Source organism: Muriventricola aceti (genome assembly GCF_025567565.1).
GTDB lineage: Bacteria > Bacillota > Clostridia > Oscillospirales > Oscillospiraceae > Lawsonibacter > Lawsonibacter aceti.
In genome coordinates this window covers 101,319-121,447 of record NZ_JAOQKF010000003.1, presented here as the reverse complement: position 1 = coordinate 121,447, position 20,129 = coordinate 101,319, and the positions used below count along the sequence as shown (strand labels likewise).

Sequence of the window (20,129 nt, the reverse complement as noted above, 5' to 3'; positions counted from 1 at the left end):
GATCCCAGCTATGAAAATTATGGATTGTACCCTGCGTGATGGGGCAAATGTAGTCGGCAACGGCTTTTCAGCGGAATTAACTCAACTGATGTTGAAGGGCCTGACTACAAACCACTACCCAATCATTGAGTTTGGTAATGCCAAGGGAATCGGTGCCTCCAACAAAGGGTTCCCGGCCCCTTTAAGTGATGAAGAGTATTTAAAACTAGCCCAGCCTTTCCTTAAAAAGGCTGAAATTGGTATGTTTCTGAACGCAAAGCGCTACGAAGCGGCTAACATTGAATTAGCCGCCCATTATAACTTAGGCTTTCTACGTTGTGGTAGCGATGCAGGTGATGCCCACCTATATCTGAAGCAAATTAAAGATATCAAAGGGCACGGAATGAAGGCATATTTCTCTCAAATGAAGGCATATATTCTCTCTCCTAATAAACTAGCGGAGGAAGCCCGTCTTCTGGAGGATGCTGGTGTTGATGAGATTACTCTGATGGATTCTGCAGGCTGTATGTTTCCCGATCAGGTTAGCCTATCTGTGGAAGCTATGAAAAACGCCGTCAAAGTGCCTATCGGTTTCCATTGTCACGCTAATATGGGCATGTGCTCTGCTAACGCTTTAGCGGCCTACCGCAGTGGTGCCGATATCCTGGATTGCGGCCTACTGGGCATGGCTCGTAGCGCCGGCAATATGCCAACTGAGTTGGCCACTGCTCTCATGCAGACAGAGGGCCAGTGCGACGAACTTGACTTCTATGGTCTACTACACTTTCTAGATCAAGAGTTAATTCCTGCTATGACACAACAGGGTTATAAGCCCTCATTGCTGCCTAAAGATCTGATTTTAGGCTATAGCGGTTGTCACTCAGCCTTCGTGAAGACCTTTACCGCCGTAGCCGCAGATGCTGGGGTAGATTTGTATCAGTTGATAGTTGAGACCTCCAAACTCAACCGAAAGAATCCTAGCGAGACACTGATGCGTGAGGTCGCCACAAAATTAGCTTAAGCTGTTTCCGCTGCCAAATCGCATCGCTACCGCTCTATATCTTTTATTTGAGAGTGCCGCACTACAAGATGTGAATACCGGAAGTTCAGCAACTTGCACACCATTCAATCTATGCCTAACGTATAGATTGAATGGTATGTAGTCATCTAGTTTTATCTATGTATTATGAACCGTTTAACAGCATCATAAATCTGTGATACAGTCCTAAACAAATTAATGCTTGTTATGTTCTGCTATCGCTTCTGCATTTTTCTTTGTTGTCATACATTGTACTTTTATACCGTAATAGCCCGCCCCCTTTATTATACAAAGGGATACCTTCTTTTCTTCTTCCTTAAAAAGTTCTTATGGCACTACCTGATATCCGAAAGATATTATAATACAACAATAGGACCCCCCCCGGCATAGCCGGGGGGGCGGAATACAAAAAGCTCCCGTCCAGCGGTTCTGGACGGGAGCTTTTGCTTCAGCGGGTCGTAGTCAGGCGCCGCTCCGGGATAAAAGGACGGAGAGCCGGCACCCTGGGCAGGGCGGAAAGCAGCAACTGCCCCAGGATAAGGCAGGCGGCCAGCTCGCCCAACCCTACGGTGAGGGCGTTGAAGGCGTAGGCTGCTCCAAAACCCGGGCCGAAGCCGGCCTCGAACCAGGCGATCTCCGCCCCCACGATAACCATGTTGCACACCACTGGGGGAAGGGAGGCCAGCCACCGGTTTGGCATCCGCTGGGTGAGCAGGCAAGCGATGAGGGTGGCGGCGGAGCCGCACACCACATCCAGGGGATAGGGGGAAAACAGATTGGCGATGACGCAACCCACGAACAGCCCCGGCGTGGCGGCCTGGAACAGGAAGGGCAGGACCGTCATGGCCTCGGCCACCCGGAATTGGACTCCGCTGAATGCAGGGACAGGCAAAGCCACGGTGAGCACGGCGTAGACGGCGGCGATCAGCGCCGCCAGAGTCAGGTCTTTGATGGTAAATTTGGACATGAAAAAACCTCCATTTTTTGTTTAGAGAACAGCGGCGGAACCGCTGAACGAACATAGAACCAGGGATCTTCCCCTGCCACGCTCCGCTCCCTCGTGGTCGGAGACCCGGCGCTTCTATGCTTGGACGAGGTTTGGAAGGAACTCGTCGAGCAATATCTTACCACAGTCCGCGCTGTTTGTCCAGAGGGATCTCTGTCCTTTCCGTGCTGGTGAATCATAGAGGAAAAGCGTCCGCTATTTCATAAGCCGGAGGAAGAATATAGAAAAATGGCCTTATGCTTTCCCAAGCTTCTGTATATCTTTTCCCAGCCGGAGGGTACCCCGCTCTCTTTTCCAACGCGGAAAAGGCAGCAGATATTATTTCCAATTTCATAGTTCAGCAATAATCTCAAATCTTAGTTTAATCGGCAGCCACCATATCGGGCAACTGCCCGCTTGGCTATTCTGAAATCAGCCTTCCACAGGACAGAAGGAAAACGGAACGCCCTGTCCCTGACCGCAAAACAGAGCAGGCCCTCTCCATATCTGGAGAGGGCCTGCTCTGTTTTGTCCTTATTCCGCAGATATCATATAGTAGTAGACGGGCTGGCCGCCGGGCAGCAGGCTGACCTCCGCCTTGGGGCAGGCCGCCGCGAAGATCTCCTCCGCCCGCTGGGCCTGCTCCTCTGTAACGTCCTCTCCATAGAAGATAGAGATAAACTCTGCCTCCTGGTGTCCCTCCGAGTGGGCCAGCCGGTCCAGCATGGATTCCAAGTCCCGGTCCGTGCCAAAGAGCTGGTGCTCCTCCAGGGCCAGATAGTCCCCCTGCTTGATGGCAAAGCCGCCAAAGTCGGAGTCCCGCGCCGCGTAGGTAATCTCACTGGTCCGGACCCGGCTAAAGCCGTCGGTCATGGCGGCAGTATTGTCCTCCTCGCTGGCGTCCGGTTCGGCGCACAGCATAGCGGAGATGCCCTGGGGGATAGTCTTGGTGGGCAGGACTACCACCTTTTTATCCTCGCACAGGGACACACACTGCTCGGCCGCCATAATGATGTTTTTATTGTTGGGCAGGACATAGACGATTTCAGCCGGTGTGCGCTCGATTTCCTTCAGGATGTCCTCTGTGGAGGGGTTCATGGTCTGTCCTCCACCTACTAGTCCGTCCACGCCCAAGTCACGGAATACAGCCTCCAGTCCAGCGCCAGCGCAGACAGCCACATAGCCAAACTTTTTTTCTGGCGCCGCCTTGGCCGGGCCCTCAGTCCCGCCGGCCTCCAGCTCCCGCTCCACATTCTCCAGATCGTCAGTGCTCTGGACGTGCTTGCCGGCGGCCAGATCCTCCGCCTGAGTACGCATATTCTCGATCTTGGCCAGCTCCAGCGTCCCGTATTTTTGGGACTCGGTCAGGGCCTGGCCGGGTATGTTGGTGTGGACATGAACCTTAAAGGCGGTGTCGTCCTCACCAATGACCAGACTGTCGCCAATGGAATTCAAATAGCGGCGCAGAGGTTCCAGGTCCACATCCTCCCGGTCCTTGCGGATAATATACACGGTGTCGAAGGCAAAGGTGATATCCTCCACGGACAGGGCCTCAAAGTCGGCCTTATCCCCGGAGCCCTCCTTCTCCTCCATCACCTCAGGCATGGGCAGTCCCCGGAGCTCATCCAGCATGCCCTGAAGGATGACCAGAAAGCCCTTTCCGCCGGCGTCCACTACCCCGGCTTTCTTCAGCACGGGATTCAGATTGACCGTGTCGGCCAGAGCCACATGGCCCTCCTGAATGGCGGCCTCCAGCACGGCCTCGACGTCATTGTTCTCCCGGGCACAGCCGGCGGCCCGGGCGGCGGCCAGACGGGACACCGTGAGGATGGTGCCCTCGGCGGGCTTCATAACCGCCTTATAGGCGGCGGCCACGCCGAAATCCAGAGCGATAGCCAAATCCCGGCCGTCCATGGTTTCCTTCTCCTTGATCGCCTTGGCAAAGCCGCGGAACAACAGAGACAGGATGACGCCGGAGTTGCCCCGGGCCCCCCGCAGCAGGGCCGAAGCGGTCCCCTGGGCGGCCTGACCCACAGCCTGATAGCGGTTCTTTTTCATCTCCGCAGCGGCCGCGCCGATGGTCAGGGACATATTGGTGCCTGTGTCGCCGTCCGGGACAGGAAATACATTTAGATCATTGATGGGCTGTTTCTGCGCGCTGATGGCAGCGGCTCCATGAATCACCATTCGTTGGAAAGCCGCCGCGTCAATATTGTGTACCATAGTGGCTATTTTCCTTTCTATGAATGGTTAAAAGCGCATGGAATCCACACACACATCCACCGAGGCGACCTCTACTCCCGTGGTCTGGCTGACCACATAGCGGACCTCGCTCATAATGGAGCGGCAGACAGCCATCAGGTTGACCCCGTTTTCCACAATGATGTGCAGTTCGATGGACACAGTTCCATCTTCGTTATAATAGACCTTCACGCCCTTGGCCATAGACTCCCGCTTCAGCAGATGGACCAGACCATCTGTCTTAGAGCGGACAGCCATCCCCTTCACGCCGTAACAGTTGGTGGCGGCGCTTCCTGTGATGGCGGTAAAAACATCGCTGCTGATGCGGATCTCGCCCAGCTCGTTCTGCAGTTTCATAGATCTCTACCTTCCTTTCGCGCAGGATAGGAATCCATATTAATACAGTTTCTATTGTATTCGATTTTCCGCAAAAATACAAGTCCCAACTTCTGTCCTCTTTTCCCTTCCTCTACCGGCCCACCCTTACACCATTCGACGCATCTTTTCCAGAAATTGGAATATAATGGGGCACATCAGGTTAGGACAGGCCCTCTGGGGCCGTATACATAGGAGGAAACAGGCATGACGGCCAGAGAAAGCATACACGGAAAGCTCAACAAACTTCGGCAGCAGTCCAAACAGACCGGTCAGATCCAGCTGTCCGCCTCCGCCCTCACCTTATGGGCGGAGGCGGGTATCCATCTGCTGCTGGCGGCGGTGCTGGCCGGGGCGGTCATCTTTGAGGGGTATTCCCCCTTCGGGGTGGCCCTGGTCGGGGCGGCGGGCTCCGGACTGTGCGGAGGGGCGGCTCTGCTGGGAGCCTGCTTCGGATATCTGTGCCAGATGGGCTTTGCGGACGGGCTGCGGTACGCCTCCGCCTCCATTCTCACCTTTGCTGTGGCCTTCGCCTTCTACGATCTGAAGGCGATCCGTCGCTCCTGGACCATGCCGCTGCTCACCGCCTCCATCAACGGGGCGGCGGGTTTTATCTATCTGTCCCAACAGGGATGGAAGACAGTTGACGCCATCTATTTCTCTCTGGAGGTCTGCCTGACTGCAGCGGCCGTCTGGTGCTACCGGGCGGTCCTGGTCCCTATGCGTGTCCACCGGGAGGACAGGCTCCTCTCCCCTACCCGCCGGGCCGGCCTGTTGGTTTTATTGGCCACCGCGCTGATGGCGCTGGTCCCCCTCTACATCTATAAGGATATCTCTCTAGGCCGCATCCTTGCTGTGTTGGCGGTGATAACCGCCGCCTGGCAGGGCGGTCTGGCCACCGGAGCCATCGCCGGGGTGTCTCTGGGCATGGCCATGGACTTGGCCGGAGCAGGCGCCCCCATGTACACCATGGCCTACGGTCTGTCCGGCATGATGGCTGGCCTGTGCCGGGGCAAGGCACGGCTGTGGGCCGCCATGGTCTATGTACTGGTCAATGGTGGCGCAGTGTTATGGACCTGGGAGCGGGAGCTGCCTCTGTCCATTCTGTACGAGGTATTTGTGGCCTCGGTGGCCTTTCTCCTGCTGCCCCAGCGGCCCATGCGCAAGCTGGGCGTGTGGCTGGCTCCCCAGATGGCCGGCCCTGTGGACCTGCGGGCCCAAGCCCTGGTCCAGCATCAGTTGGAGGCCACAGCCAAGGCCTTCCGTACCCTGTGCGACTCCCTGCGCTCCGCCTTCCGTCCCCCGGAGAATGACAATGACGTAGCCACCGTCTTTGACCGAACCGCCAGCAGGGTATGCCGCTCCTGCTCTCTCCGGAACAACTGCTGGCAGCAGAATTACACTACCACCTTCAACGCTCTCAATGACGCCACCCCCGCCATGGTGGAGCGGGGCCGCGCGGAGGGGAGTGACTTTCCCAGCCATTTCTCCCACCGATGCATCCATTTCTCCGCCTTTCTATCCACCGTAAACGAGGAACTCACCGCCCTGTTCTACCGCCGCCAGTACAACGCTCGGGTCAAGGAGAGCCGGGCGGCAGTGGGCCGGCAGTATGCCCAACTGGCTGATCTGCTGGGGGCTGCCTCTGCAGAACTGAGCCGGGAGCTCATTCCCGACCTGCTGGGAGACCGGAAGCTGCGCCAGCGGGTGGCGGAGCTGGGACTGGACATCCGGACCGCGGTATACCGGGACAGCAGGGGCCTGCTCCGGGTGGAGGCAGAGGGTCCTGGCTGCGCTGCCCTGGCACGGCCCAGCCGTCTGTCCGACCTGTCTGACCTGCTGGGTGTCCCCCTCCGGGTGGACCAGCCCGGAGAGGACTCCATCTCCCTTCTCCAGCAGGAGCCGCTGATGGCTCTGGCCGGAGTGGCCGCCCAGAAAAAAAGCGGCGAGACGGTGAGCGGCGACTCCGGAACCTATTTCAAGCGGTCCGACGGCAAGCTGTATGTCCTCCTGTGCGACGGCATGGGCAGCGGCCCTGACGCCAACCGGGAGAGCTCCTTGGCGGTTCGTCTGCTGGAGCAGTTCCTCCAGGCCGGGGTAGAACCACGTCACGCCCTGTCCACCCTCTCCTCCGCCTTGGCGCTCCGCGGAGAGGAAACCGGCGGCTTTACTACGGTAGACCTGCTCCAGGTGGACCTGTTCTCCGGCGAGGGCCAGCTGTTCAAGCTGGGGGCCGCTCCCAGCTATGTAAAAAAGGGCTCTGCGGTCCAGAGGCTGTCCGGCACCTCCCTCCCCGCCGGGCTGGCCGAGGGAGAGCAGGGGGCGCTGGACCAGTTCACCCTGAAGCTGGCGCCAGGGGACACAGTGCTTATGGTGAGCGACGGTATCTGCGGCGCCGGGGAAGACCAGTGGGTCAAGGACAAGCTAGCCCAGTTTGACGGGGCCAGCCCCAAAGACCTGGCCCGTGAACTCATTACCGACAGCCCCAAAGAGGTCACCGATGACCGAACGGCTCTGGTCATCCGCATTGAAAAGCGGGCAGCAGGCCAGATGAAGTCATCGTTAAAATGAAACATGGCGGACGCTGTAGCGTCCGCCATGTTTTAATCCTTCCAGTCCCACCAGTTTAGCCTATCCGCCGGGCAGCTCCCATGTTCGGCATAGTACACCGCCAGCCGGTAGACATACAGGGCACACCGGTCCACCTGACAGCCCTGGAACAAGCAGTCCTTTTGATAAATGTGCTCCGGGTCCTCGCCTCGCAGGGAATTCAAAGTGGTATAGCCAATATCCGCCAAGTGGCGGGCCATATTCGACCCCACTCCAGGGATCCGCTCCAGCTCCGACTTCATTGTCAGAACTCTGCATTGCCCACAGTACGGGGGTGAAGCTCCACATCGCGGATGTTGTTGATACCGGTGAGGTACATCACCATCCGCTCGAAGCCCATGCCATACCCGGCGTGCCGGCAGGAGCCGTAGCGCCGCAAATCGCAGTACCACCAGTAGTCCTTGGGGTCCATGCCCAGCTCCCTGATGCGGCCCTCCAGCAGTTCCAGCCGTTCCTCACGCTGGGAGCCGCCGATGAGCTCGCCGATGCCTGGCACCAGACAGTCGGCGGCGGCCACGGTCTTGCCGTCATCGTTCTGGCGCATATAGAAGGCCTTGATCTCCTTGGGGTAGTCGGTAACAAAGACGGGGCGCTTGAACACCTGCTCGGTGAGGTATCGTTCGTGCTCCGTCTGCAGGTCGGTGCCCCACTCCACTTTGAAGTCGAACTGGTCGTTGACCTTCTTCAAAATCTCCACCGCCTCGGTGTAGGAGACCCGGCCGAACTCGGAGTTGGCTACGTGCTCCAGCCGCTCCTTCAGGCCCTTGTCCACAAAGGAGTTGAAGAAGTCGATCTCGTCCGGGCAGTGAGACATGACATATCGGATGACATACTTGATCATGGCCTCGGCGTTGTCCATATAGTCGTTCAGGTCGGCAAAGGCCATCTCCGGCTCGATCATCCAGAATTCGGCGGCGTGCCGCTGCGTGTTGGAATTCTCCGCCCGGAAGGTAGGGCCAAAGGTGTACACGTTGCCGAAGGCCATGGCAAAGTTCTCACAGTTGAGCTGACCGGATACGGTCAAATTGGCCCGCTTGCCGAAGAAATCTTGGGTGTAGTCCACAGTGCCGTCCTCGTTCCTGGGCACGTTCTCCAGGTCCAGGGTAGTCACCTGGAACATCTCGCCCGCCCCTTCACAGTCGCTGGCGGTGATGATGGGGGTGTGGACATAGACAAAGCCCCGGTCCTGGAAGAAGCAGTGGATAGCGTGGGCGGTGGCGGAGCGCACCCGGAAGGCGGCGGAGAACAGGTTGGTCCGGGGCCGCAGGTGCTGGATGGTCCGCAGGAACTCTACACTGTGGCGCTTCTTCTGCAGGGGATAATCGGGGGCGGAAACACCCTCCACCTGGATAGAAGTGGCCTTCACCTCCAAGGGCTGCTTGGCTTCGGGGGTCAGCACCACCTGTCCGCGGACGATCAGCGCGGCGCCCACGTTTTGACCGGCAATCTCCTTATAGTTGTCCAGGACATTGGCATCCATGACGACCTGCAGGTTCTTGAAGCAGGAGCCATCATTCAGCTCGATAAACCCAAAGGTTTTCATGTCCCGGATGGTCCGGGCCCAGCCGCATACGGTGACGGTCTGGCCACCCAGCTTTTCCTGGTCGGCAAAGATGGCGGCGACGGTGACGCGTTCCATTTCATTCATCTCCATGTATAAAAAGTCGATGCCATGGAGATGTCCGCCGGAGTGGCACCCCTGGCGCGACTCGAACGCACTACATTCCGCTTAGGAGGCGGACCCTCTATCCCGGTGAGGTACAGGGGCGTATGGTGGACTCTCCATGGTATCTTTTGTATTTTATCGCACTGTCAGGAGGTTGTCAACGGGGAATGTAAAACCATTTATCCCGGAAAAACGACCACCTGTCCCAAATCTCTGGACCTTCGGGGTCAAAACGGATATACTGGGGACAGAAAAACATAGGGAGGTGGAACGGTCATGGAGGTAGAACTGAAGCTGGAGCCTGGCCGGCAGGAACCCAAGGTGGTCATCCTGGCCGGGGAGGACAGCCCGTCCCTGGAGCGGCTTCGAGCGCATCTGTCCGGCCTCTCTCTGGGCCCCATCACCGTGTGGCGCGGGGAGCGGGCCCTGCCGGTCCGGCAGGAGGAATTTCTCCGCTTCTTTGCCGATGGCAAGGGCGTATCCGCCCAGACGGCAGAGCAGACCTATCCTGTTCGCCTGCGGCTGTACGAGCTGGAGGAGCGGCTGGACACCACCCGCTTTGTCCGCATCTCCAACAGTGAGATCATCAATCTGGACCGGGTGACTGCCATCGACCTGTCCCTGGCCGGGACCATCCGAATGACTCTGGAAGGGGCGGTCCACGCCTATGTATCCCGGCGGTATGTGAAAAAGATCAAGGATACCTTGAACCTGAGAGGTGGGGATAAAACATGAGGGATATCCGTAAAATCTGGTCCATCCGTCTGGCCGCCGGCACCCTATTAGGCGCTATTCTGACCACCCTGCTGGCCTGGCTGCTCCTCTCCTTTGGAGTATCCAATGGACAGTCTATCCCAGTGTCCCCCGCCGCGGTCCAGTTTTACGGCTCGGCGGCACTGGCCTTAGTAGTCCAGCTCCTGTTAGGCGGTCTCTTCGGGGCCGTGGTCTCCTTAGCCACCCTGCCATTTGCAAACGAGGGAAAAAAGCTGATCCTGCTCTCCCTGGTCCATTGGGGAGCCACTGTCCTCTGTTTCTCCCTGTTACTGACAGGCTGCCGGTGGTTGGATTTCGGCTGGGACTTGCTGCTGTGGGTGGCTCTGCTGACCCTGCTCTATTTCCTGATCTGGCTGGGCCGGTGGATCGGGTGGTATATGGAGGTGATCCAGCTTCGGGAATTGTTGGGGCTGGCTGCCGGTCCCTCTCCCCTGAAGTGGCGGGAAACCCTGCCTTATCTGCCCTTCTTGCTGTTGGTGTGCAACCTGCTGCCGGCGGCGCTGAGGTGGGTGGACAGGACCTTTGTGGTAGATGTTCCCGTACTGTCCGGTTTGCTTCTGCCTTATCTGATCCTGCCGGTAGTAGGTTATCTATCCGGCCTGTCCCTGGGAAAGCGGCAGGGAGTATGCCCCCTATATCCCCTGGCCTGTTTCCTGTTCTATCTGCCCATGGTATATCTGATATATAACAGCTCCGCCCTGTTTCACTGCTTTATGATCGCTCTCCCCGCCCTGGCTGGCAACGTGATGGGCTGGCTGTACCGTCGGGCGTTCCCAAGAAAGAATCGAACGCCCAGTGAGGGGGCTGACCATGGAGATTAAATGGTATTGGCCCATGGAAATGCTGGGATTTGTAGAGAACATTTCAGCGGAATATCAGGATGGGTATATCCATTACAGTGTGTCTGGGTCCTGTGATACCGTAATGATGTGGCTTCTTCTCGGCCTATTCCCGCTTTTATTCCTGTTTGGCTTCCTGACACGGCGGCTGTCAGCCAGAGCCGGGCGGGACACTCTGGGGATCTGGCTTGCGCGGGTCAGTGTGGCCCTGCTGCTCGGCTATGCCCTGCTCCTGTCGATAGGTGTGGGGCCTTATATTCAATTCTATCCCAGCGGAGGCGGTTTTATTTCCTTTGATACGCTAGAGCACCTATTGTACGGGATATACTGCTCCCTGTTGGCGCTGTCCCTCTTTTTGGGAGGGAAGCTGGGCAAACCGAAATAGAGCCTCTTGTCTCCTTTGAGGCTGTCCCTCTGACCCCTGCCGGTGTCCGGCTTATGATCCTTTTCCGATGCATGATAGAATCGCGGACAAGAAAGGAGCGATTGAGATGAAGCCTATCATGGACAAAACAGATAAAATTCTGTTGACTTTGTTTCTGATGTCCCTGGCAGCCTATCTGGTGATCTTTCTCTCCGCCTTTTGGGACCTGCCTCTGAACATCCCGCCCTGGCACCAGGGTCTGCTCCTGTACTTCCACAGCATCCCCATGTTTTTTCTCCAACTGCTGTTGTGCCGTCTGGCAAAGCCACACTGGCGGCTGTTCGCCCCGCTGATGTTGCTTCTGGTCCCCGGACTTGTCTTTGTGGGCAGCGCTGGATGGGCCGTCCTAGGATGGGTCCTGTTTCTATATTGGTGCACGGCACCGACGGCAGGCTGTATTCTGGCCTGGATTGTATGGGGTGTTGGGAAGCTGGGCCGGGGGAGGGACAAGCACGAAAAAAGAGATCCGTCTATATAATGTTTTGTTTCCCATCTGGCCGCTTTGGGGCTTCCCGGCAGCCTGACTGTTTTTATCCCTATACATTGAAAAACGGAGGTGCCCTGTGGAAGCCCTGGCCTTTTTCGTCTTAACGCCCCTGACGGCAGGGATCATCCAGTTCTTCCTCTCCCGGAGCCGTCTGCCCCGCTGGGCCAAGTGGGGGCCCGCTGTCCTGGTCATGCTGGCAGGGATGGTCTGCTTTCTGGGGGCAGGGGCGCTCTTTTCCGTGGCCCAGTGGTCGGAGTGAAAAAAGCGTCAAACGGAGACCCATTCAAATCTGTAAGAAAAAAGGGCCCTGTCCATGTGGACAGGGCCCTTTCAACTCATGTGCCGGCTTCCGGCAGGTATTTGTCCGCCAAGTTCATATAGTGGCGGTACAGCACCCGGAACCGGCGGCGGTAGTTCTTTTTCCAGGGCTTCTCCCTGCCGCAGAAGTGCAGGACGGCGGTATGGGCCATGACCCAGTCCAGGTCCGCCTCTCCCATACTCCGCACCAAGTAGTTGCTGAAATTTCTGGCGTCATAGTTCCATATAAAATCGTCCACAGCCAGCACCCGGCCGCCATAGAGCGCGTTGAGAATATCCTGGTCCGGCAGGATCAGCTCGTCCCCGTGGTTAGACACGTAATCGAACAGCTCCTCCGTGTGAATCTCGTTTCTGCACCGCTCTAAATCCATTAACAGTACGCCGGAATTGTAATAGTCTCCCTCCGTCCCCAGCCGGAAGCGGTTGACATTGTTGGCAATCTCCGTCTTGCCCGTATGGGCCGCAGCGGCAAACAGATGGCCGTCTAGCTCCAGCTCCCACAGAGGGAGCAGAGAGTTGATCACCAGGGTGTCCGGGTCCAGGTACAGCACCCGTTTCAGCTCCTCCGGCAGAAAGCGGGCGGCCAGCAGGCGGTAGTACATCTCCTGGGGATACCGGTCTGTCACCGGAGCATCCTGAAAAACAGCCTCATCTACTCGGATAAGCACCAACTGGTAGCCCCATCCGGCAAGGCCGCTCTCCAGCGCGGCCAGCCGCTCCTCCGGGATGCTCCGATGGAGTAGATAGACCCTGCACTGGACGCCGGGATGACTTAGACGCAGGGATGTCAGCATCACCCTAAGCTGGGGCAGGTAATGCTCGTCCAGGGTCACAAGAAGATCCATCCGGGTGGTTTCCATCGCTCTGTCCTCCTATCTCTGTCTGTTGAAGCCCTGCCCAGGCTAACCCCGGGCAGGGCTTCCCTCCGGTCAGGAAAGCTGGAACTGCCCGGTATACAGGCGGTAGTACCGGCCCCGCTTTTCCAGCAGTTGATCATGACTGCCCTTTTCCTCGATCTCGCCGTGTTCGATAACCACGATGCAGTTGGAGTTGCGGACCGTGGACAGCCGATGGGCGATGACAAACACAGTCCGTCCGTCCATCAGGGCGTCCATGCCCTTCTGGATCAGGGCCTCGGTCCGGGTATCGATGGAGGAGGTGGCCTCATCCAGGATCATCACCGGCGGGTCCGCCACCGCCGCCCTAGCGATGGCCAGCAGCTGCCGCTGGCCCTGGGACAGGTTGGCCCCGTCCCCAGTGACCATAGTGTTGTATCCGTCCGGCAGACGGCGGATAAAGGAGTGGGCATTGGCACTCTTTGCCGCGGCAATGCACTCCTCGTCGGTGGCGTCCAGCCGCCCGTATCGAATGTTGTCCATAATGGTGCCGGTGAACAAATGGGTGTCCTGAAGCACCGCCCCCAGGGACCGGCGCAAATCGTCCTTTCGGATGGAACGTACATTGATACCGTCATAGGTGATCATACCGCCCTCAATCTCATAGAAGCGGTTAATGAGGTTGGTGATGGTGGTCTTTCCCGCGCCGGTGGAGCCCACGAAGGCGATCTTCTGGCCTGGGTTGGCGTAGACGGACACATCATGCAGGATGCGCTTGCCGGGGACATAGGAGAAGTCCACATGGCTGAACCGGACGGCGCCCTTCAGCTCAGTGAGATAGTAGTCCTCACCAGGGACATTTCGGACCGCCCCCCGGATAAGATGGAGGGAGGCATTGTGGTTGTGGTCCGGGTATTTCCAGGCCCAGCCGTGGCCGGCCAGAGAGGCCAGATCCTGTACTTCGATGAGGGTGCCGTCAGCCGCTACCCGCACCCAGATGCCATCCGGGGAGTCCTCGCCGGGGAGCAGCAGCTTGAGCCCAGTCTTCTCTCGAACGGCCTGGCCCAGCTCGGTGAGCACGTCGCCCTCCGCCAGTACGGGGACAAGCGCCATGCCGCTGGTCCTGGGCGTCTTCCACGCCCAGGTGTGGGAGTGTCCCTTTCCATTGAAGGGGGACAGGGTGCCATTGGCATCCTTCTCCACCTCGATCAGGGTGACGGTGCCCTCGTCCACCTCGGGCTTGGTGTCCATCACATCGAAGATGCGTTCAGCGCCAGCCAAGGCGGACAGCAGGGTGGTCATCTGCTGGGAGATCTGATTCAGGGGCTGGCCAACCTGCTTGGAGTAGTTCAGATACACCACCAGGCCACCCAGGTCAAAGCCCTGAAGGACGGACAACAGGCCGCCGAAGGCGGCAGTGAGGGCATAGCTGATGTTCATTAGGTTGCCCGAAACCGGCATGATCATGATGGAGTAGAAGTTGGCCTTTTGCGCCGCGTCCCGGTAGGCGGTGTTCAGCTTGCGGAAGTCCTCCTTGGCCTGTTCCTCGTGGGTGAAGGCCTTAACCACCTTCAGCCCCTCAATGATCTCTTGGATCTCGCCATTGACATCACCCAGGGCAGATTGCTGTTGCTGGTAATATTTCCGGCTCCGTCCGCCCAGTGTCCTAAAGAGATACACAGTCACTATCAGCAGCAGGGCGGTAACCAGAAAGAGCTTCCAGTTGATGAACAGCATCATGGCCACCAGACCCACAAACATCAGGCAGCTAGAGCACAGAGAAACTACGCTCTGCTCCAGAGCCATCTGTACGTTATCCGCGTCATTGGTAAAGCGGCTCATCAGCTCACCGTGGGGATGCTTGTCAAAGTAGCTGAGGGGAAGGGACTGAAGGCTGTCAAACAGGTCTTTTCTCAGCCGGTTGACGCCCCTCTGGGCCAGCCGGACCATGACGGCGGACTGGCAGTAGGTGGCCACACAGCCGATCAGATAGACGCCTACCAGCTTGCCCACAGACAGGGCCAGCCCGGCAAAGTCGGTACAGCCCGACCAGATGAAGCTGTTGATGATATCCCGCATCATATAGGAGCCGCCCAGGTTGGTAAACACAGACAGCATCAAAAACAGGAACACGGCGACCAGCGGCAGCTTGCTCTTGGTCAGATATCCTACAAGGCGGCGGATCGTCTTGGCCATATTTTTCGGTTTGGCATAGCCCCCTCTTGGGGCTCTATTGGGTCCTGGCATTATCCACCCACCCCCTCTTGCTGAGATTGATAGATCTCCTGATAAATGGTATTGTTGGCCAGCAGTTCCTCATGGGTGCCCCTGCCGGCGATGTGGTCGTCGTCCAGGATCAGGATCTCGTCAGCGTACTGCACGGAGGAGATCCGCTGGGCAATAATGATCACAGTAGTATCCTTCAAGTTCTCCGCGAAGGACTGTCGGATGGCAGCCTCGGTGGCCGAGTCCACCGCCGAGGTACTGTCGTCCAGGATCAGGATGGCGGGCTTGCGGAGCATGGCCCTGGCGATACACAGCCGCTGCTTCTGGCCGCCGGACACGTTGGTTCCTCCCTGGGTCAGCGGGGTATCGAAGCCGTCCGGGAAGGACATGATGAAGTCATAGGCCTGGGCATCCTTGGCCGCCTGGATCATCTCCTCCTCTGTGGCGTCGGGGCGGCCCCAGAGCAGGTTCTCCCGGATGGTGCCGGTAAAGAGCACGTTGGTCTGAAGCACCATGCCGATACGGGCTCGCAGCTCCTCCAGCGGGTAGTCCCGCACATCCACACCGTCTACCAGGACGGCGCCGCCGGTAACATCATAGAACCGGGGGATCAGGTTGACCAGCGAGGACTTGCCGGTGCCGGTGCCGCCCACAATGGCCACGAACTGGCCGGGCTCCACAGTAAAGCTAATACCGGACAACACGTCGTCCCCCGTGCCGGCAGCCGCGTAGCGGAAGGAAACGTTTTGGAACTCCACTCTGCCCCTGGGAGCGGGAAGGACGCGGTCTACGGCCCCGGACTGCCCCTCCGGTGGGGCCACCCGGTAAATCTCGCCCTGGGGTTTGTTCTCCACGGAGGGCTCGGTGTTCAGCACCTCATGGATGCGGTGGGCGCAGGCCTGGGCACGGGTGAGCTGGAGCAGGGCCATCGCCACCATCATCACGCTCATCAGGATCTGGGCGATATAATTGATAAATGCCTGCAAGTCGCCCAGCAGAAAGCCCTCCGCCATAACCATCCTGCCGCCCAGATACAGGACGGCTACCGTGGCGCCGTTCATGGCCAGCATCATGATAGGCATGATAGCGATGATCTTCAGCCCTACGTTCAGAGCGGCCTCCATCAGCTCATCATTGGACTTTTTGAACTTTCCTCGCTCGTGGTCCTCCCGGACAAATGCCTTGACCACACGGATGGCCACCAGGTTCTCCTGCAGGGTGTTGTTCAGCCCATCGATTTTCTTCTGCATCGTCTCAAAGAGCCTGGTACATATCTTCATCAGAATTCCAATGGCCAGTATCATCAGGGGGATGACCACCACCAGCACGATAGCCAGCCTGGCGTTAATGGAAATACAGATGACCAGGGCGGCGACGAGCATCACCGGAGCCCGGACCAGCATCCGCAGGCCCATATTCAGCATCATGGTCATGGCGTTGACATCGTTGGTCATCCGGGTAATGAGAGAAGCGGAAGAAAATCGGTCGATGTCAGCGAAGGAAAACTCCTGTACCTTGTCGAACAGACACTGGCGCAGGTTAGCGCCAAAGCCCTGGCTGGCGAAGGTGGCGTATTTTGCCGAGCCCACGCCGCAGGCCATGGCGAAGAGGGACAACAGGAGCATCAGACCGCCCATCAGAAAGATGTAGCCCACATCTCCGGCCGGGATGGCCACATCCACGATCTCCGCCATGACCAGAGGGAGGATCAGCTCGCAGATGACCTCCAGGGTAATCAGGATGGGGGACTTGATCGCGTCCTTCTTGTACCCCTCCAAATGGGTAAGAAACAGAGAAAGCAAATTAAGGTTCCTCCTTTGCTTGGGTCTTTGTGGGGGACTCCCCCCGCAAGTTATGGAGCATTCGCCGGCGGAAGGAGAGCAACTGCTCCCGCTCCACCGGGGAGAAGCCCTGGAGCATCCGCCGGGACACAGTTTCAAAGGCCATTTGGCAGCCGATGACCGCCTGCTGCCCCTTGGGGGTAAGCAGTACACGGTTGCGCCGCGCGTCTCGTCCGCGCTCCCGCCGGATATATCCTCCCTTTTCCAGTGATTTCAGTGAGTTTGCCACCGCAGCCGGCGAGATATGCAGCAACTCGGCCAGCTCCCGCTGGGCGTGACACTGGCCGTCCGGGTCGCTGTCGGCACAGCTTTGCAGGATGGTCAGCAGCATGGGGTGGCCGATCTCGTTTAGGTCCGCGGCGATTAATTCCGCCTGAACAGCGGCCCGGTGCGCCAGGTTAATCTGCTGGGACAGCAGCTCCAGCTCGTTGGAGACCGGGATCAAAGCACTCCTCTCCTTTCCAATTAATTAACGGGTTAATAATTAACACGTTGATTATTTTAACACCGCTCTAAAAAATGTCAAGACGGTCCCGTTGAAATTCAAAAACTGTTTACATCCTTCCCTAATAATAGCAAAATAGAGGGCCTGCCCTTCCTGGGCGGCCCTCTATTCTATGGCCTTTCACGGGAATTTACTCCTCGTAATCGTCATACTCAGAGGCACAGGCTGTGCGCTGCAGCTTCCCCTTGGCGTGCCCGCACAGCTCAACCAACGCATCCCAATAGGCGATGACGGCGCAGACCATGGCGGCGGCACCCAGGGACAGAGCCACGATCTTCAGGACGAAACGGGCTATCTTCATATCTGTTTTCCTCCTTTGTTTTTACTGGTTACCGCTATTTTACCTGATACCGGGGGAAAATACAATCGTTTTTACAAATTTAATCGTCCCAGGGCCGCCCTTATCTATGATCCAGAGGATTTCCCATCCTCTCCCTTCGGTGGCAGGGCCCGGAATACAGTTCCCTCCGCCGGCTCCACCTGCCGCTCCTCCATCAGCTGTTCCACGGTGACAAAACAGTAGCCCTCAGACAACAGATTATCCACTACCCGCAGCGCCGCATCTACTGAGGTGTCAAAGATATCGTGCATCAGGATAATATCCCCATCCTTCACATGCTCTACCACCGCTGCCACAATGCGGTCCACATCCTTGTCCTTCCAGTCCTCCGGGTCCACCGACCACAGAATGATGGGGCAGTCCGCCCACTTGCGAACCGAGCTGTCAAACAGGCCGTAGGGGGGACGCAGCCAAAACTCCCCATCGCCCAGGATCTCTGCCAAAAGCGCCCTTGTCTTGCCCACCTGAAGGTCAAAATCCTTGCGGGATAGGTCTGATACCACGACGTGTTCAAAGGTATGAATCCCAATCTGGTGTCCGTCTGCCGCCATACGGCGTATCAGCTCCTCGCTGCCCTCGATCCGGTTGCCCACCAGGAAAAAGGTGGCGGGCACCTCCCGCAGCGCCAGTCCGTCCAGCAGCCGGCCGGTGGTGGAATTTCTGGGGCCATCGTCAAAGGTCAGTGCCACCAGCGGAGGCTCTCCCTCCTCAAGCTCCACCGTAGTCGCTCCCCCTGTCATAGTCAGCTCCTGCGGCGGTCCCGGCCATAGGAGAAAGGCCGCCAGCCATGCCGCCAGCCAAAGTATTTTTCCTGTTTTCACCCGCTCCGCCCCTTCCTTGTCCCTTCGGGAACAGTATGTGCGGCCAAGCGGAAATTTCTCCATGAAAAAAATGTTTTCCAGCAGCTTGACAAAAGCTCCCTCCTGTGTATAATATGAAGCAAGCTTCACATGAAGTATACTTCATATCCAAAGGGAGGAGGGATTGGGGTTGAAAAACAAAGTCCGGGAGCTTCGGGCCGCCGCCGGCATGACCCAGCAGCAGTTGGCCGACTTGGTCCATGTATCCTCCCGCACGATCATCTCCATTGAAAAGGAGCAGTACAACCCCTCTCTGCTGCTGGCCTACCGCATCGCTCTGGTGTTCGGAGTCAGTCTGGAGGAGCTATGCTGCCTGGAAGAAAACAAGGAGCTGGAGGACAAGGAATATGAAAATATATAACAAAAAAGGTCTCATTTGGGGCGTGTTCTGGACGATAGGCGGTCTCTTCTGTCTGTACCGAGATATTGTCGACCCCCATGATTTTCTGCCCCAGCAGATCAAGTCGGTGATCCTCTCCGTGCTCCTGTTGGCAATGGGCGTCACCGGTTTTGTCCGGGCTTTCTCCAAACGGGCCACCATCGAGGATAAGACCGAGGAACGGGACGAACGCAACAAGCTGGTCCGCCTGAAGGGGGACGCCATGGTGGGCAACATCCTCTTTTATGTTCAGATGGCCCTCATGCTGGCGGGGGTTCTGGCCTATGCCGTCACAAAAAAACTTGTATTCGGCTTCCTTTTCCTAATCTGTGGACTGAATGTGAGCCTATGTTTCATCCTGTCCATTATCTTTGCCGTCTATTATGAAAAACATGTCTAGGAGGTTCGTCCTGTGAAGATCAAAAGCGTCCGGAATCTGGCCTCCGGCATCCTGTTGATGTTTTTGGCGGCCGCCTGTGCCTGTAAACTCCTATTGGACGGCTTTCAGCTTCGTTTCCTCCTGTCCGCCCTGCTGGCTGTATCCATTTCCCTGGTCAGCTTTTATTTCGCCTTCACCCACCGAGGGATCGAGGAGGAGCTCTCCCGGTACGCCGATGAGCGGGACCGCTATCTGGCGATCAAGTCCGGCCACGCGACGGTCCGTATCATGAACTACCTGCTGCTGGGCGGCTGCTGGATAGCCCTTGTACTGTACGGCTTTACCAAGTCCGCTCTCGCGCTGTCCGTTGCCGCCACTCTGTGCGGCGTATTGATCGCCATGTTCATCATTATGTTGGGGGTGAATCTCTACTATGAGCGCCGAGGATAAGAAAAATGTTATAGAACAGCCTGTCAAATGGGCCAATCGCCGCCCGTTATATGACGAGCGGGATCAGGAAATTGAGGCCTGTGCCAACAGCAAGGCTCTTGGCTTTGGGGCGGGCTGTCTGGAATTGTTCACCGTTCTATGCGCCGTGAAGGGGGATCCCGCCTGGCGGGGCGGTCTGGCCCTTCTCCTGTTGGGAATGTCCGCCAGTATGCTGTACCGCTCCAGCGCCTACGAGGAGAAGCACTATCTCTGGGGCGGCCTTCTTCTGGGAGCTCTCGGCGCCACCCTGCTGGCCTGGTTCACCTTCGGAAGCTGAAAGGAGGATATCCATGTGGATCATTGGAGGCGTGCTCTCCTTCTACCTGCTGCAGAAGCTGGCTGCTCTGTTAGCCATCGGACTGTTTTTGCTGGCCGTCTGGATGAAATCGAAAATATCCCATATGGATGGTGAAAAATGGGACCAGTATTTCAGGACGTTAAGCAACCGGGGATATACGGCTGTGTTCTTTGTCTTTTACACTGTCCCCCATTTGGCCCTGGGCTGGGTGGGATACCTGCTCTATTCCCATTTTTGTT

The 20,129-nt window shown here is 57.6% G+C and carries 23 protein-coding genes and 1 tRNA gene; 12 read left to right on the top strand and 12 right to left on the bottom strand.

The features are described from left to right. Nucleotides 1–10: 10 nt before the first annotated feature. The gene (locus OCV64_RS04615; protein WP_262669435.1) at nucleotides 11–1,000 is read left to right on the top strand and encodes a beta/alpha barrel domain-containing protein; all 990 of its coding nucleotides are present in this window, start codon (nucleotides 11–13) and stop codon (nucleotides 998–1,000) included. A gap of 466 nt (nucleotides 1,001–1,466) precedes the next feature. Here OCV64_RS04615 and OCV64_RS04610 read toward each other — a convergent pair whose 3' ends face one another. The 3 genes from OCV64_RS04610 to OCV64_RS04600 form a co-directional block, all read right to left on the bottom strand. Then, on the bottom strand, nucleotides 1,467–1,985 hold the full coding sequence (locus OCV64_RS04610; RefSeq protein ID WP_262669434.1) for a QueT transporter family protein: 519 nt from the start codon (nucleotides 1,983–1,985) through the stop codon (nucleotides 1,467–1,469). A 552-nt stretch (nucleotides 1,986–2,537) separates the two neighbouring features. Continuing rightward, on the bottom strand, nucleotides 2,538–4,226 hold the full coding sequence (locus OCV64_RS04605) for a DAK2 domain-containing protein (protein ID WP_186852263.1): 1,689 nt from the start codon (nucleotides 4,224–4,226) through the stop codon (nucleotides 2,538–2,540). 27 nt (nucleotides 4,227–4,253) lie between these two features. Next, complete coding sequence (locus OCV64_RS04600; protein WP_147573342.1) at nucleotides 4,254–4,601, bottom strand: Asp23/Gls24 family envelope stress response protein; 348 nt, start codon at nucleotides 4,599–4,601, stop codon at nucleotides 4,254–4,256. A 225-nt stretch (nucleotides 4,602–4,826) separates the two neighbouring features. Here OCV64_RS04600 and OCV64_RS04595 point away from each other — a divergent pair, with 225 nt between their 5' ends. Next, on the top strand, nucleotides 4,827–7,190 hold the full coding sequence (locus OCV64_RS04595; protein ID WP_262669433.1) for a SpoIIE family protein phosphatase: 2,364 nt from the start codon (nucleotides 4,827–4,829) through the stop codon (nucleotides 7,188–7,190). 32 nt (nucleotides 7,191–7,222) lie between these two features. On the opposite strand, the gene OCV64_RS04590 is transcribed toward OCV64_RS04595, so the two are convergent. The 3 genes from OCV64_RS04590 to OCV64_RS04580 form a co-directional block, all read right to left on the bottom strand. Then, complete coding sequence (locus tag OCV64_RS04590) at nucleotides 7,223–7,471, bottom strand: helix-hairpin-helix domain-containing protein (protein ID WP_240288597.1); 249 nt, start codon at nucleotides 7,469–7,471, stop codon at nucleotides 7,223–7,225. A 2-nt stretch (nucleotides 7,472–7,473) separates the two neighbouring features. Continuing rightward, the gene (gene asnS / locus OCV64_RS04585) at nucleotides 7,474–8,868 is read right to left on the bottom strand and encodes an asparagine--tRNA ligase (protein WP_262669432.1); all 1,395 of its coding nucleotides are present in this window, start codon (nucleotides 8,866–8,868) and stop codon (nucleotides 7,474–7,476) included. Between the two features lie 52 nt (nucleotides 8,869–8,920). After that, a tRNA-Arg gene (locus OCV64_RS04580) sits at nucleotides 8,921–8,997 on the bottom strand. A 174-nt stretch (nucleotides 8,998–9,171) separates the two neighbouring features. On the opposite strand from OCV64_RS04580, the gene OCV64_RS04575 reads away from it, so the two are divergent. From OCV64_RS04575 to OCV64_RS04555, 5 genes are all read left to right on the top strand, one after another. Then, nucleotides 9,172–9,630, top strand: coding sequence for a LytTR family DNA-binding domain-containing protein (locus OCV64_RS04575; protein ID WP_262669431.1), 459 nt, complete (start codon nucleotides 9,172–9,174; stop codon nucleotides 9,628–9,630). Then, nucleotides 9,627–10,490 carry a DUF3021 family protein gene (locus tag OCV64_RS04570; RefSeq protein WP_262669430.1) on the top strand — a complete coding sequence of 288 codons (864 nt, stop codon included), beginning with the start codon at nucleotides 9,627–9,629 and terminating at the stop codon, nucleotides 10,488–10,490. Before OCV64_RS04575 ends, OCV64_RS04570 begins: the two co-directional genes overlap by 4 nt. Next, nucleotides 10,480–10,893 (top strand): hypothetical protein, encoded by a 414-nt coding sequence (locus OCV64_RS04565; protein ID WP_186852266.1) that lies wholly within the window; start codon nucleotides 10,480–10,482, stop codon nucleotides 10,891–10,893. The genes OCV64_RS04570 and OCV64_RS04565 overlap by 11 nt, the downstream gene beginning before the upstream one ends. Before the next feature lie 106 nt (nucleotides 10,894–10,999). Further along, nucleotides 11,000–11,410, top strand: a complete 411-nt coding sequence (locus OCV64_RS04560; protein ID WP_262669429.1) for a hypothetical protein — start codon at nucleotides 11,000–11,002, stop codon at nucleotides 11,408–11,410. Between the two features lie 85 nt (nucleotides 11,411–11,495). Further along, complete coding sequence (locus OCV64_RS04555) at nucleotides 11,496–11,678, top strand: hypothetical protein (protein WP_262669428.1); 183 nt, start codon at nucleotides 11,496–11,498, stop codon at nucleotides 11,676–11,678. A gap of 76 nt (nucleotides 11,679–11,754) precedes the next feature. On the opposite strand, the gene OCV64_RS04550 is transcribed toward OCV64_RS04555, so the two are convergent. From OCV64_RS04550 to OCV64_RS04525, 6 genes are all read right to left on the bottom strand, one after another. Beyond that, the gene (locus OCV64_RS04550; RefSeq protein WP_147573334.1) at nucleotides 11,755–12,597 is read right to left on the bottom strand and encodes a glycosyltransferase family 8 protein; all 843 of its coding nucleotides are present in this window, start codon (nucleotides 12,595–12,597) and stop codon (nucleotides 11,755–11,757) included. A gap of 69 nt (nucleotides 12,598–12,666) precedes the next feature. Beyond that, nucleotides 12,667–14,820, bottom strand: a complete 2,154-nt coding sequence (locus OCV64_RS04545; protein WP_186852268.1) for an ABC transporter ATP-binding protein — start codon at nucleotides 14,818–14,820, stop codon at nucleotides 12,667–12,669. Then, a complete protein-coding gene (locus OCV64_RS04540) occupies nucleotides 14,820–16,601 on the bottom strand; it encodes an ABC transporter ATP-binding protein (protein ID WP_262669427.1) in 1,782 nt (593 codons plus the stop codon). Before OCV64_RS04540 ends, OCV64_RS04545 begins: the two co-directional genes overlap by 1 nt. 1 nt (nucleotide 16,602) lies before the next feature. Continuing rightward, nucleotides 16,603–17,085 carry a MarR family winged helix-turn-helix transcriptional regulator gene (locus OCV64_RS04535; RefSeq protein ID WP_186852270.1) on the bottom strand — a complete coding sequence of 161 codons (483 nt, stop codon included), beginning with the start codon at nucleotides 17,083–17,085 and terminating at the stop codon, nucleotides 16,603–16,605. Between the two features lie 190 nt (nucleotides 17,086–17,275). Further along, nucleotides 17,276–17,446 carry a hypothetical protein gene (locus OCV64_RS04530; RefSeq protein WP_262669426.1) on the bottom strand — a complete coding sequence of 57 codons (171 nt, stop codon included), beginning with the start codon at nucleotides 17,444–17,446 and terminating at the stop codon, nucleotides 17,276–17,278. Nucleotides 17,447–17,550: 104 nt separating this feature from the next. Beyond that, nucleotides 17,551–18,369 carry a polysaccharide deacetylase family protein gene (locus tag OCV64_RS04525; protein ID WP_262669425.1) on the bottom strand — a complete coding sequence of 273 codons (819 nt, stop codon included), beginning with the start codon at nucleotides 18,367–18,369 and terminating at the stop codon, nucleotides 17,551–17,553. Between the two features lie 106 nt (nucleotides 18,370–18,475). Here OCV64_RS04525 and OCV64_RS04520 point away from each other — a divergent pair, with 106 nt between their 5' ends. The 5 genes from OCV64_RS04520 to OCV64_RS04500 form a co-directional block, all read left to right on the top strand. Next, complete coding sequence (locus OCV64_RS04520) at nucleotides 18,476–18,706, top strand: helix-turn-helix transcriptional regulator (protein WP_147573330.1); 231 nt, start codon at nucleotides 18,476–18,478, stop codon at nucleotides 18,704–18,706. Further along, the gene (locus OCV64_RS04515; protein WP_147573329.1) at nucleotides 18,693–19,124 is read left to right on the top strand and encodes a hypothetical protein; all 432 of its coding nucleotides are present in this window, start codon (nucleotides 18,693–18,695) and stop codon (nucleotides 19,122–19,124) included. The genes OCV64_RS04520 and OCV64_RS04515 overlap by 14 nt, the downstream gene beginning before the upstream one ends. Before the next feature lie 12 nt (nucleotides 19,125–19,136). Then, nucleotides 19,137–19,553, top strand: coding sequence for a hypothetical protein (locus OCV64_RS04510; protein ID WP_262669424.1), 417 nt, complete (start codon nucleotides 19,137–19,139; stop codon nucleotides 19,551–19,553). After that, the gene (locus tag OCV64_RS04505; RefSeq protein ID WP_186852274.1) at nucleotides 19,537–19,869 is read left to right on the top strand and encodes a hypothetical protein; all 333 of its coding nucleotides are present in this window, start codon (nucleotides 19,537–19,539) and stop codon (nucleotides 19,867–19,869) included. The genes OCV64_RS04510 and OCV64_RS04505 overlap by 17 nt, the downstream gene beginning before the upstream one ends. A 13-nt stretch (nucleotides 19,870–19,882) precedes the next feature. Then, nucleotides 19,883–20,129, top strand: a 247-nt coding sequence (locus OCV64_RS04500; RefSeq protein WP_262669423.1) for a hypothetical protein, incomplete at its 3' end; no start/stop codon positions are given.